Genomic DNA, 13,169 nt, shown 5'->3' on the forward strand with positions numbered 1-13,169 from the left:
CATAATAAAACAGACGTGTAGAGACATGAAAAAATGAAAAATATACTTTCAATTTGTTGTTTGGCAGTAATAAGTTCTTATAGTTTTGCTCAAGATATAAAAGGTATTTCATTTTCTCACCAAGAGTGGGAAATCTCTTGCAGTAATACGGGTACCTGTAAGGCTGCAGGCTATCAAAACGAAGAAAATGGTGATAATCCCGCTTCAATTTTATTAACACGTAAAGCAGGCCCAAAACAACCTGTACAGATTGAATTTGCTTTGTCCGACTATGAACAAAGCATACCTGCAAACCAGCTTAAAAATATCCATTTTTATATCAATGGCAAAGATTTAGGTGCGGTGGGTGTAGATGGTACTGAGCTGCCAATTATGGGTAAGCTAAACAGCTCGCAAGTCAATGCTCTACTACAGCAGTCCAAACAGAAGACTGAAATTGTATTTAAAAATGCGCAGCATAAATGGAAAATTTCCGATGCTGGGATGACTGCCGTATTATTAAAGATGGATGATTTTCAGAAGCGTATAGGGACTATTGGTGCTTTGGTTAAAAAGGGCAGTGCCAATGAAAATCAAGTGCTTATGCCTGAACCAAAACTAGTTGTGAAGCGTATTAAGACTTCAACCAAACCTTATTTAACTTTACAGCCTAAAAATAAACAGTACCAAGCAATACACCGTAGTTTGATGGCTGCTAAACCGAATCCGAAAGAAGACGGCTTTTGTGAAGGTATTTATGGTGGTAACAGTGATGGAGCCGAACCACAGAAAATTGAGCTATATAAACTAACCAATAAGAAAGTTCTGGCGACTACGTTGTGCTGGAGAGGGGCTTATAACGAAGGGTATGGGGCATGGGTACTCGATGAGTCTTTAAACGGTAAGCCCGCGTTTGTAACTGAGTCCGCCTCAGATTTTGATAGCGGTATTATTAGTAGTGCTCAAAAGGGACGAGGCATTGGAGATTGCTGGGCAAGTGAAGAATGGGTATGGGACGGCAAGAGTTTTGTGCATACTAAGGATATGTGGACGGGTATGTGTAAAGGCTTGGCAGCAGGTGGAGTGTGGGAGCTTGATCGCATTGAATCAGTCGTAAAGTAAGTATTTTGCGGTTACAGAGTCATAACAGGTAACTTTAGTGACTCTGTGATAAAAAGAACAGATTGTTTATTGGAGCTAGACCTATGTCACGTCATCTTTATGCTATTGCTCGCCGTAAGTTTTCACATCTGAGCCGTTCAATATGTGTGGCGGCGACTGTACTGGGTGCAACACAAATTGCGATGGCTGGTCCGACAGTTGATCAGTTAAGTGACTGTCTGGTTAAAGCAACAACAGCTTCAGATAAAACCACGGTGCTCCAATGGACATTTACAGCTTTAGCGGCTCATCCAGATTTAAAAGCATTTAGTAATGTAACGCCTGAGCAAAAAGACCAGTTAGATCAAAAACTGGCTCAGGTTTTACAGCGGATAATTGTAGAGCAATGTTCTGCTCAGACCAAAGCTGTAATTCAGGCTGAAGGTGTGAAGGCAGTTGGGGAGGCTTTCCAGCAGTTAGGCCAAAGTGCGGGTGAAGATATTGTTAAGGACCCAGCCGTTAAACAGCAGTTGCAGGGCACATTACGCTATATTGACTTAAATAAATTGGTGACGACGTTTTTAACACCAGAAATTTGGAATAAATTAGGGATTACAAGATAAAAGTCTAGTTTTCTATTTTAGTAATAAAGCCTGCTATCTAAGAGCAGGCTTTATTGTATTTGGGATAAAGATATCTTTTTAGATCGTAATTGTAGCCCCTAAAACTTTCACAAATTGAGCTAACCAAGCTGGATGTGCAGGCCAAGCTGGAGCAGTCACCAAATGACCATCTGTAACTGCTTCAGTCACAGCAATATCTGCGTATTGTCCACCTGCCAATTTTACTTCGACAGCACATGCTGGATAAGCAGAACAGAGGCGGCCTTGTAATACATCTGCCGCTGCGAGTAACTGAGCGCCATGGCATACGGCTGCTATCGGTTTTTTCACTCTATCGAACTCACGTACAATTTCGACAACACGTTCATTCATGCGTAAATACTCTGGTGCACGGCCACCCGGAATCACTAGACCTACATAGTCTTCAGTATTAATGGCATCAAAATCATAGTTAATCGCGAAGTTGTGACCACGTTTTTCGCTATAAGTTTGCTCGCCTTCAAAATCATGAATAGCAGTCGCAATATGGTCGCCGTTCTTTTTATTTGGGCAAACAGCATGCACGGAATAACCTAAACCAGTTAAGAACTGAAAAGGAACCATAGTTTCATAGTCTTCTGCATAGTCACCGACCAACATTAAAATCTTTTTAGACATGATTTATCCCTCTTTTTAAAATGTAATTTATCTAAATTCTTAATTTAAATTAGCACAGTCACTGAGTAATTTTTTAGGAAAAAAGTGCATTCTTTAGTCGAAGGGTGCTTTAGAAGGATATAAAAAAGCCCCGATAAATCGAGGCTTTTTCTGGAGTTGACTAATGAAATTAACCAATCAATTTTTTCATTAATTCATTTACTTGAGCAGGGTTAGCTTTACCCTTAGAAGCTTTCATAACTTGACCAACAAGACCGTTAAAGGCTTTTTCTTTACCAGACTTGTACTCTTCAACCATTTTTTCATTGGCTGCAAGTACTTCTTTAATGATCGCTTCAATTGCACCTGTGTCAGTTTCTTGCTTTAAGCCTTTTTCCGCAATAATGTCATCGGCAGATTTACCTTCCGATTCCCACATAAAGCCAAAGACTTGTTTAGCAATCTTACCGCTAATGGTGTTGTCAACAATACGGGCAATCATACCGCCAAGCTGTTCAGCAGAAACAGGTGAGTCTGTTAACTCTAGGCCCGCTTTGTTTAAAGCACCAGAGAATTCACCCATTACCCAGTTTGCAGCAATTTTACCTTGCTTCGCACCGCCAGCAGCAGCCACAACAGCTTCATAGAAGTCCGCCATTTCGCGTGAGAGCGTAAGTACATGTGCATCGTACTCAGTTACACCAAAGTCTGCGATAAAGCGCGCACGGCGAGCAGCAGGGAGCTCTGGAAGTGCAGCGCGAGCAGCTTCAATTTGCTCATCAGCAATAATCACAGGTAACAAATCTGGATCGGGGAAGTAGCGGTAGTCATTCGCTTCTTCTTTGGAACGCATAGAGCGCGTTTCCATTTTGTTTGGATCGAACAAACGAGTTTCTTGGTCAATCTCACCGCCCCATTCCAAAATTTCCATTTGGCGTTCAATTTCAACATTGATCGCTTGCTCAATGAAACGGAATGAGTTGAGGTTTTTAAGCTCGCAACGTGTACCAAACGGTTGGCCCGGACGGCGTAAAGACACGTTACAGTCCGCACGGAATGAACCTTCTGCCATGTTACCGTCAGAAATACCTAACCAACGTACCAGCGTGTGAATCGCTTTGATATAAGCAACAGCTTCTTCAACCGAACGCATGTCAGGTTCAGAAACGATTTCAAGCAAAGGTGTACCAGCACGGTTTAAGTCAATGCCAGACATACCTTCAAATTGGTCGTGTACAGATTTACCAGCATCTTCTTCAAGGTGAGCACGAGTTACACCAATACGTTTAGTCGTACCATCTTCAAGTTGGATGTCGATGTGACCCAAGCCCACAATCGGGTTGTCCATTTGGCTAATTTGGTAGCCTTTTGGAGAGTCAGGGTAGAAGTAGTTTTTACGTGCAAACACAGATGCTTGATCGATATAGGCATCAATCCCTAAACCAAAGCGAATAGCAAGATCAACCACTTTTTCATTCAAAACAGGGAGTACACCTGGCATTGCCAAGTCTACAAGGCTTGCTTGCGTGTTTGGGTCTTGACCAAATTCAGTTGATGAACCAGAGAAAATTTTAGAATTGGTTGCGAGCTGAGTGTGAATCTCGATACCAATAACGACTTCCCAACCGTCAATCAGTTTCAACTTTTGAGCTTCAGCCATTATGCATTCTCCTCAGCAATTGCCGCACGTTGAGTATGGAAATCGGTGTTTTGTTGGTATTGATGAACAATCGACAACAATTGTGATTCTGACCAGTAGTTACCAATTAATTGTAAGCCAATAGGCAAGCTATCTTTATCAAAACCAACAGGAGCATTAATCGCTGGTAAGCCTGCTAAGTTCACTGCAAGCGTATAGATATCACCTAAATACATTTCAGTTGGAGTTAAGTTCGCACCAATTTTATAAGCAGTTGTTGGTGCAGAAGGAGCAGCAATCACGTCTACATTTTCAAATGCTTTTAAAAAGTCTTGCTGAATTAAACGACGTACTTTTTGTGCTTTCACATAGTAAGCATCGTAATAACCTGCAGAAAGTGCGTATGTCCCAATTAAGATACGACGTTGAACTTCTGGACCAAAACCTTCTGAGCGAGAACGCTTATAAAGATCCATTAAGTCAGCTGGGTTCTCACAGCGGTAACCGTAGCGAACACCGTCATAACGTGACAAGTTGGAAGATGCTTCTGCTGGCGCGATGAGGTAGTACGTTGGTACGTAAGCTTCAGTCATGTTGAGGTCAATCTCAACAAGCGTTGCACCCATTTCTTCAAGCTTTTTCAAAGATTCTTCAACACGTGCTTTAACGTCTGCATCTAAGCCTGCAACGTTAAAGTACTGTTTAGGAATACCAATGCGTAAACCTTTTGCAGATGTGTTGTTTAAGTTTGCAACGTAGTCATCAACTTCTTTCTTAACCGAAGTCGAGTCTTTTGCATCGTGACCTGCAATTACATTCATGAGGTAAGCACAGTCTTCGGCAGAACGAGCCATCGGACCTGCTTGGTCTAATGATGATGCATAAGCAATGATCCCGAAACGAGATACACGACCATAGGTTGGTTTTAAGCCTGTTAAGCCACAGAATGACGCAGGTTGACGAATTGAGCCGCCTGTATCAGTACCTGTAGCGAAAGGCGCTAAATCAGCCGCTACAGCCGCAGCAGAACCACCTGATGAGCCACCAGGAACATGGTCAAGTGCCCATGGGTTGCTCGTTGCGCCAACATAGGAGCTTTCAGAAGTTGAGCCCATCGCAAACTCATCCATGTTCACTTTACCTAAAGTGACAAGACCAGCTGCTTTAGTTTTTTCAACAACAGTTGCATCGTAAGGAGAGATGAAGTTATCTAGTATTTTTGAACCAGCAGTCGTTTTAATGCCTTTGGTACAAAAAATATCTTTATGAGCAAGAGGAATACCCGTTAAAGCTGTTGCACTACCTGCTTTTAAAGCTGCATCAGCAGCGTCGGCTTCAGCAAGAGCTTGTTCAGGCGTAACCGTCACGTAGCTTTTTACCAGTGGGTCAATTTTAGCAATACGTTTTAAATAGTGTTCAGTCAGTTCGCGAGATGAAAACTTCGCTTGGCTTAAGCCCTCAGCAAGTTCACGAATTGATAAGCGATGTAAATCAGTCATGAGTAAAATATCTTTACATTCAAAATAGGGAAGATGGGTTAATTGAGTAAAAGTTATTCAATCACGCGAGGAACAAGATACAAACCATCTTGAGTTGCAGGTGCAACAGCTTGGTATTCATCTCGATGATTGCTTTCAGTTACCACATCAGCACGTAAAGGTTGAGGATTGTCAAAAGGACTTTTCAAAGGTTCTACGCCTTCCGTATCAATGCCTTTTAAGGTTTCCATCATGCCTAAAATTTTATTTAGACTTTGAGCATATTCAGCAGATTGCGTATCATTGAGCGACAATCGAGCAAGATTGGCGATTGCTGAAACTGTTTGTGCATTTAAATCTGCTGAATGCTGTGCATCCGATGTAGACATAACATCACCTAATCAGTATTAAAAATTTTCAAAATATCGTGCGTTATAATAAGCGATTGACTTGTTCAAATCATCACATTTAGTTTAAAGTTGCCACCTTGCATCCACATGAAAGTTTAACTGAGAACGAACCGTGATTCTAAAACGACTAATTGGCTTGTTTTCGCCGGATCTAGCCATTGATTTAGGTACAGCAAATACACTTATTTATGCACCAGGCCGCGGCATTATATTAAATGAACCAACAGTTGTGGCAATTCGTCACAGTGGTTCACAAAAAATTGTTGCTGCTGTAGGTCTAGATGCTAAGCAAATGCTGGGCCGTACGCCTGCGAATATTTCTGCAATTCGTCCAATGAAAGACGGTGTAATTGCGGATTTTGAAGTGACTGAAACCATGTTAAATCAGTTTATTGGTAAAGTTCACGAAAAACGTTTGTTCCCACCTGCACCTCGTGTAGTTGTATGTGTACCATGTAAATCAACTTTGGTCGAGCGTCGTGCGATTCGCGAAGCAGTATTTAATGCTGGTGCCCGTGATGTTCGTTTGATTGAAGAGCCTATGGCAGCAGCAATTGGCGCAGGTATGCCAGTTGAACAAGCATGTGGTTCTATGGTTGTGGATGTTGGTGGCGGTACAACAGAAATTGCAATTATTTCATTGCAAGGTTGTGTCTATGCTGACTCTTTACGCATCGGCGGCGATGTTTTTGATGAGCAAATCATCAATTATGTCCGTAAAGCTCACGGTTGTGTGATTGGTGAAACCACTGCTGAAATTATTAAAAAAGAAGTAGGTATGGCTGTTTCTGATGGTACAACATTAGAAATCGAAGTACGTGGTCGCAACCTTGCAGAAGGAGTACCTCGTGCAATTACTGTAACTTCTGACGAAATTACTCAAGCTATTTCTGATCCGTTACAAAGTATTGTAAGTGCTGTGAAATCTGCTCTTGAGCAAACTCCTCCTGAACTTTCTTCTGATATTGCTGAGCGCGGTATTGTGTTGACAGGTGGTGGTGCACTACTTCGTAATCTTGACAAGTTATTGGCTCAAGAAACTGGTTTACCAGTTGTTGTTGCTGAAGATCCTCTTACTTGCGTAACCCGTGGTGGTGGTAAAGTATTAGAATTCTTCGACAACCCGAACCATGACATGCTTTTCGTCGGTTAAGTTTAAGGATTAGGCGGTGCAACCGAATATTTTTTCAAGACAGCCGCCATCTTTCCGCTCGTTCATTATTGCGGTCATTACATGTTTGGTTGTGCTGTTCTTCGATTGGCGCATGCCTTATGTAATTCAGCCAGCAAGGGATGTCTTGTACGCTGCATATAACCCAATTTATGCATTGGCTAGTTATCCGGTACTGTCGAGAGAATGGCTGAATCAACAAACAAAATCTGAAGCACAACTGCGTCGTGAAAATACCGCGATGCAGGCTGAGCTTTTACAAGCTCAAGTCCGCTTACAGAAACTTTCTGAACTGTCAGCTGAAAATACCCGTTTACGAGGACTTCTTGATACCCCATTAATTATTGATGGCCGTATGGAAATTGCCGAAGTAATTGGTACAGATGCAGACCCATTACGTCATATCATCATTATTAACCGGGGCTCTATGGACCATCTAAAGGTCGGTCAAACGGTTTTGGATGATAAAGGTATTATGGGGCAGATCATTAATGTATATCCTCATAGCTCACGTGTGATGTTGTTATCAGATAAAGAACATTCACTGTCGGTACGTCTTGAGCGTACTGGAATGCGGGCAATTGTTTCTGGTACAGGTGATTTGGGCCGTTTAAAAATGGAATATGTCCCGACCAGTGCGAATATTCAGGCGGGTGATAAAGTGTTTAGCTCAGGCTTGGGTGAACATTTCCCAGCAGGTTACGCAGTGGGTACAGTTGCCAAAATAAAACGCCATAATTCAGGTGAGTTTGCTGAAATTGATGTAACACCATCAGCACAATTAGCAACAGGCCATCATGTAGTTGTACTTTTCTCTGAATCATTAGCGAAGGAGCAGCCATATGCCGATCGCTAAACTTAAACGAGAAAAGCGTAAAGATCCATTATGGGGAATTATTCTCTCCGTTATTGTGGGTTCTGTACTCATGGTTTATCCGCTATCCTATGATATTTCAGGATGGCGGCCACTGTTCATGTTAATGATCATGCTATTTTGGGTAGTATGCCAGCCAACATGGTGTGGGGTCTGGTTTGCATTTGGGATGGGAATTTTTACAGACTTACTGCTTGATGCACCTTTAGGACTCAATGCCTTAAGTTTTGTAATTGTGACTTTTCTTACCCGTTTTTTAATTCGGGAACGCCGTATTTTAACTTTTGTTAATTTATGGACGATAGCAACGTTGGTCATTATTGCCCATTTAGCATTTATGTGGGTAACACAGACGATGGGTGGAATTCATTTTTCAATTGCTAGACATTGGCAGCCTTTGATGACAAGTATCATCACATGGCCGGTCGTCTATTATTGTTTGGCAAAATGGCGCATATAGTTTTAGCATCTAGCTCTCCTCGTCGGAAGGAGCTGTTGCAACAGCTAGGCTTAGATTTTGAAATCTATAGTCCTAACATTGATGAGTCTGTTCATGAAAATGAGCTGGTTCATCATTATGTTGAACGGTTGGCTAGAGAAAAAGCTCAAACTGTATTGAAGCTTTTTCCAGAAGCTATTGTTATTGCTGCCGATACAAGTCTGGGACTTGATGGTCAAATTATTGGTAAGCCTGAATCGAAAAATCATGCCTTTGAAATCTGGAAACAATTATCTGGACGTTGGCATGATGTGTTTTCGGGACTGTGTGTTGCGACTCAACAACAGATGTTAAGTCAGGTAGTGCAAACACAAGTTGAGTTTCAGCGCCTGACTACACAGGATATGGAAGATTATTGGACCACGGGTGAGCCTGTTGGAAAAGCGGGTGGATATGCAATTCAAGGAATTGCCTCGCAATATATTCCCCAAATTCAAGGAAGTTATAGTAATGTGGTAGGACTTCCTTTATACGAATTTGCACAGTTATTCAAAAGAGTAAAGACATAAGGGGTTGTTATCCTTCTTCATTGAATAGCATTGTCGATGAACACTAGACAACGTTAAAGTTAACAGCTTCTCTGACTCTTTAATAAAAAATTTTATAATGCTTTGAGTTTATGTATGTCAGAAGAACTACTTATTAATGTCACGCCTATGGAGTGTCGGGTGGCATTAATCGAAAATGGAACTGTTAATGAACTGTATGTCGAGCGTACAGTTAAACGCGGTCTAGTCGGCAATATCTACAAGGGTAAAGTTGTACGAGTGCTTCCGGGCATGCAAGCTGCCTTTGTTGATATTGGTTTGTCTCGAACAGCCTTTTTACATATCAATGATATGGTTTGGCCTCGTTCGCAGCCTACCCCAAATGTCTTTGAGCTATTACATCCTGGGCAAACCCTTACTGTCCAAGTAATGAAAGATATGTTGGGCACAAAAGGTGCACGCCTCAGTACAGATCTTTCAATCCCTTCTCGCTATTTGGTTTTAATGCCGTATGGCAACCATATTGGTGTTTCGCAGCGTATTGAGTCTGAAGAAGAGCGAGATCGTCTGCGTAATATTATTGAAGGTATTCAATCTGAGCATAATTTACCTGGTAGTGTGATTGTCCGTACGGCTGCAGAAGGTGTGGATGAGGCAGAAATTGCACAGGACATGTGTTATCTGAGCAAATTGTGGGAGTACATCCAGCGCAAGCAGACGGATGTTGCTGTTCCTTCTTTAATTTTTGAAGAACTTCCATTACCTCAACGTATTATTCGCGACTTAGCAAGCGAAGAAACCGCAAAGATTTATGTAGATTCGCGAGAGATTCATGCAAAACTGCTTGAGTTTGTAGATGAGTTTGTCCCGAATATGAAGAGTCGTCTCATCCATTATCCGGGGGAGCGACCACTATTTGATCTTTATAATGTTGAAGAAGATATTCAAAAAGCCTTACAAACTCGGGTAGCTTTGAAGTCAGGCGGTTATCTGATGATCGACCAGACTGAAGCCATGACAACGATTGACGTTAACACAGGTTCATATGTAGGTGGTCGTAGTCTTGAAGACACTGTTTTTAAAACCAATATGGAGGCGACTCAAGTTATCGCGCGTCAACTTAGACTGCGTAATTTGGGTGGTATTCTCATTATTGATTTCATTGACATGCAAGAAGCAACTCACCGTGAAGAGGTGATGCGTCAGTTTGAGAAAATGCTTGAGCGAGATCACGCGAAGACCAAAATTACTCAAGTGTCAGAACTTGGTCTGGTCGAAATGACGCGTAAACGAACTCGTGAATCATTAGAACACTTGTTATGTGAATCATGTCCAACATGTCAAGGACGTGGTTTTGTCAAAACAGCGGAGACAGTGTGTTACGAAATATTTCGTGAGATATTACGATATACCCGCGCATTTGAGTCAACGAGTGGCTTTACTGTTGTTGCCCATCCTTCTGTGATTGACCGATTATTAACAGCAGAAGCACCAGCAGTAGCCGATTTAGAGCATTTTATTAACCGTGTTATTAAATTTCAGGTCGAAAATTTATATACGCAAGAGCAATACGATATCATTTTAAGTTAAAGTTGTAACAAGATATCGCTTAATCCTTGTTACAACTGAAATTTTACTTTCATTCATGAATTTTAAATACTACTTACATACAGTAGCCCTAGACGTTCTCCCTATTAAACGTCTTAGCAAACAATAAGAGGTATAACCCATGAATGTAAGTGAAAACTTAATTAGCAACGGTCTTAAACATGTTTTAGAAAGCACGCCAGTAAATAGCTGCTATATGTTGAATGACCAAGGTAAAGAAGTACCGATTACAACTGCAATGATTCGTTCAGTATGTCATCAGTTGCTTAACCAGTGCCGCACAATCAAAAAATAAGGGGCCAATTCAAAGCCCCTTAATTTTCTAACTTGCTGAATGATGTTTCAGCTGTTTTTCTGCAATAATTTCTTCAAAACGTTGAATCTCATCTTCTAAATGAGTCAAAAGGTTTTGCATTTTTGGCAAAGCATTTCGACAAGCTGTTAATCCAACTTCAAGCTTATCTAAATAACTGGTCATGGTAATGTTTAGAGCTTGTCCATCCATGACAATCGAAGCCGGGTAGAGTGCATCTAATTTCGCGCCATTCCAATAAAGCGGCTCACGTGGTCCTGGTACATTGGAAATCACTAAATTGAACGCCTGACGCTTAGGAAGCATTCCTGACATGATGTTTAATCCTGCCGGACCATAAACAACTGCACTATAGTTTAAAATTTCATTAGCTGTCATACGGCTAAAGCGTTGCTTTGAATTCTGCATGCTTCGACGAATGATTTCTAGGCGTTCTAGCGGTTGATCTTTATGCGTTCCTAAATTTGCCAGAATCATGGTAATTCGGTTACTCATGTCAGAATCATCTGTACGTAATGAAGCTGGAACCATGGCAATAAGTGGCTTTTTAGGTAAGCTGTTTTGGCTAATCAAATATTCACGTAAAGCGCCTGAACATACAGCTAGGACAACATCATTAATCGTCACGCCTAATGCTTTTGATATTTTTCTAAGGCGGCTTAATTCAAATGATTGGGCCGCAAAACGACGTGAAGCACTGACTCTTTGGTTCAAAATAGAAACTGGTGCCTGAAAAGTAGAAACATAATCAGGATTTTTACCCATTTCCTTGAATATTGTTTGAGATAGCTCGTGCATGACTTTTGGAGCTATGTCGAGTTGAGACTTAATACCGCCTAAAATACTTTTAATTTTACTAGTACTTGGAGTTGGTACTTTTAGACGCTTAGCTCTTTTGCTCTCAACACACCATAAAGGTACAACATGTTTCTCTTCTGGTGTTTTTGATAGAGATTTCTCGATCAAACGCATACCCGCAACACCATCTACCATGGCATGATGGATTTTAAAATACATGGCAAAACGATTGCCTTCGATTCCTTCAATAATGTCACAAGTCCAAAGTGGCTTTGCACGATCAATTAGTGAGCTATGCTGCTGTGAAATATAAACCAGAAGTTCACGAATACGGCCCGGGTGAGGCAAAGCGATGTGGCGAAAGTGATGATCGATATCGAACTCTTCATCCTCATCCCAAAATAGACCACTTAAACGGTTATTGAAGGGAGGGATAGGAATGCTTTTTGAGCGTTTAATATCTTCTACTAAATCATGTACAAAGGTTTCTGGTGCATTTTCAGGAATTTCAAATAAAAATAATCCACCGACATGCATGGGTTGCTGTCTTTTTTCAAGTGACAGAAAAATGAAATCAATTGGGTGTAATGGACGCATAAATCATTGTGCCTCATGCATTTTTCTAAGAAGCCCTTATATGAGCTCTTATTAGAATTATAGAACCGTAAAATTAAGTATATAGCGTTTAGAGTAGAGAAAATATGACTTTGTGTACGGAACATGACATAAAAAAAACCACTGATTTGCCAGTGGTTTTTTGATATCCAATTACTTTTTCATATTACCAGCGTGTAAGCCACACTCTTTTTGAGTGGCTTCTTCCCACCACCAGCGTCCTTCACGCTCATGTTGATTTGGTAATACAGGTCGCGTACATGGTTCACATCCAATAGAAACAAAACCACGCTCATGAAGAGGGTTATATGGAATTTCCATCATACGGATGTAGCTCCATACCTCAGCACTTGTCCAGTTCGCTAGAGGGTTATATTTAATGAGTTGCTTACCTGGGCCAGAGAAACCTGCATCAGCTTGTACTACAGGAATCTCTGTACGCGTACCAGGGCTTTGATCTTTACGTTGACCCGTAATCCAGCCATCTAAAGTCGCAAGTTTTTTACGCAAAGGCTGAACTTTTCGAATACCGCAACATTCTTGATGCCCATCTGTAAAAAAGCTGAATAAACCTTTTTCGTTTACCATGTTTTGAACAGCTTCAGATTCAGGGAAACAAATTTCGATATTGATATTGTAGTGTTTACGGACAGTTTCAATAAATTGATAAGTTTCGGCATGCAGGCGGCCCGTATCGAGACTAAATACACGGAAAGGTTTGCCTAAGCGTGAAGCAATATCAATTAACACAACATCTTCTGCTCCCGAAAATGAAATTGCAATTTCACCTTGTTGGCTTAAGGCAAGTTCTAAAATTTCTCGAGGGCTTTTGGTTGCATATTCAGCAGCAAGAGCATCTACGATATCAATAGTCGGAATAACGGTCATGTGTGTTCCTGGCAAAAGGCTTGGGCGCATTGAGTTATGAAAAATATTC

14 protein-coding genes are annotated in these 13,169 nt (G+C 41.2%); 8 read left to right on the plus strand and 6 right to left on the minus strand.

What is annotated here, in order from left to right; genetic code table 11:
- Positions 1-33 precede the first annotated feature (33 nt).
- On the plus strand, positions 34-1,101 hold the full coding sequence (locus KTJ10_RS14930; RefSeq protein ID WP_149932915.1) for a DUF1176 domain-containing protein: 1,068 nt from the start codon (positions 34-36) through the stop codon (positions 1,099-1,101).
- Between the two features lie 83 nt (positions 1,102-1,184).
- Positions 1,185-1,703, plus strand: coding sequence for a hypothetical protein (locus KTJ10_RS14935; protein ID WP_000086443.1), 519 nt, complete (start codon positions 1,185-1,187; stop codon positions 1,701-1,703).
- 78 nt (positions 1,704-1,781) lie between these two features.
- Here the strand turns inward: KTJ10_RS14935 and KTJ10_RS14940 are convergent, their stop codons facing one another.
- The 4 genes from KTJ10_RS14940 to gatC form a co-directional block, all read right to left on the minus strand.
- Positions 1,782-2,360 (minus strand): DJ-1/PfpI family protein, encoded by a 579-nt coding sequence (locus KTJ10_RS14940; RefSeq protein WP_213072913.1) that lies wholly within the window; start codon positions 2,358-2,360, stop codon positions 1,782-1,784.
- A gap of 169 nt (positions 2,361-2,529) precedes the next feature.
- Positions 2,530-3,999: an Asp-tRNA(Asn)/Glu-tRNA(Gln) amidotransferase subunit GatB gene (gene gatB, locus KTJ10_RS14945; RefSeq protein WP_262442346.1), complete on the minus strand. Its 1,470-nt coding sequence runs from the start codon at positions 3,997-3,999 to the stop codon at positions 2,530-2,532.
- Positions 3,999-5,477: an Asp-tRNA(Asn)/Glu-tRNA(Gln) amidotransferase subunit GatA gene (gene gatA, locus KTJ10_RS14950; protein WP_262442347.1), complete on the minus strand. Its 1,479-nt coding sequence runs from the start codon at positions 5,475-5,477 to the stop codon at positions 3,999-4,001. Before gatA ends, gatB begins: the two co-directional genes overlap by 1 nt.
- A 53-nt stretch (positions 5,478-5,530) precedes the next feature.
- The gene (gatC, locus tag KTJ10_RS14955; RefSeq protein ID WP_000107699.1) at positions 5,531-5,845 is read right to left on the minus strand and encodes an Asp-tRNA(Asn)/Glu-tRNA(Gln) amidotransferase subunit GatC; all 315 of its coding nucleotides are present in this window, start codon (positions 5,843-5,845) and stop codon (positions 5,531-5,533) included.
- Positions 5,846-5,978: 133 nt separating this feature from the next.
- Between gatC and KTJ10_RS14960 the strand changes: the two genes are divergently transcribed.
- From KTJ10_RS14960 to KTJ10_RS14985, 6 genes are all read left to right on the plus strand, one after another.
- On the plus strand, positions 5,979-7,019 hold the full coding sequence (locus KTJ10_RS14960) for a rod shape-determining protein (protein ID WP_000601379.1): 1,041 nt from the start codon (positions 5,979-5,981) through the stop codon (positions 7,017-7,019).
- Between the two features lie 16 nt (positions 7,020-7,035).
- On the plus strand, positions 7,036-7,893 hold the full coding sequence (gene mreC, locus KTJ10_RS14965; protein WP_161282936.1) for a rod shape-determining protein MreC: 858 nt from the start codon (positions 7,036-7,038) through the stop codon (positions 7,891-7,893).
- A complete protein-coding gene (gene mreD, locus KTJ10_RS14970; protein ID WP_002116279.1) occupies positions 7,880-8,371 on the plus strand; it encodes a rod shape-determining protein MreD in 492 nt (163 codons plus the stop codon). Before mreC ends, mreD begins: the two co-directional genes overlap by 14 nt.
- Positions 8,359-8,919: a Maf-like protein gene (locus KTJ10_RS14975; protein ID WP_262442370.1), complete on the plus strand. Its 561-nt coding sequence runs from the start codon at positions 8,359-8,361 to the stop codon at positions 8,917-8,919. The genes mreD and KTJ10_RS14975 overlap by 13 nt, the downstream gene beginning before the upstream one ends.
- Positions 8,920-9,033: 114 nt before the next feature.
- Complete coding sequence (gene rng, locus KTJ10_RS14980; RefSeq protein ID WP_005064412.1) at positions 9,034-10,488, plus strand: ribonuclease G; 1,455 nt, start codon at positions 9,034-9,036, stop codon at positions 10,486-10,488.
- A gap of 139 nt (positions 10,489-10,627) precedes the next feature.
- Complete coding sequence (locus KTJ10_RS14985) at positions 10,628-10,801, plus strand: PA1571 family protein (protein ID WP_002116397.1); 174 nt, start codon at positions 10,628-10,630, stop codon at positions 10,799-10,801.
- Positions 10,802-10,828: 27 nt separating this feature from the next.
- On the opposite strand, the gene KTJ10_RS14990 is transcribed toward KTJ10_RS14985, so the two are convergent.
- Together KTJ10_RS14990 and KTJ10_RS14995 are read right to left on the minus strand one after the other, a co-directional pair.
- Complete coding sequence (locus tag KTJ10_RS14990) at positions 10,829-12,214, minus strand: WS/DGAT/MGAT family O-acyltransferase (protein WP_005064414.1); 1,386 nt, start codon at positions 12,212-12,214, stop codon at positions 10,829-10,831.
- A 171-nt stretch (positions 12,215-12,385) separates the two neighbouring features.
- Entirely contained in the window at positions 12,386-13,120 is a 735-nt protein-coding gene (locus tag KTJ10_RS14995) for a phosphoadenylyl-sulfate reductase (RefSeq protein WP_005064416.1), read from the minus strand.
- Positions 13,121-13,169: the final 49 nt, after the last annotated feature.

This window comes from Acinetobacter sp. WU_MDCI_Abxc222 (assembly GCF_025514755.1).
Lineage (GTDB): Bacteria > Pseudomonadota > Gammaproteobacteria > Pseudomonadales > Moraxellaceae > Acinetobacter > Acinetobacter geminorum.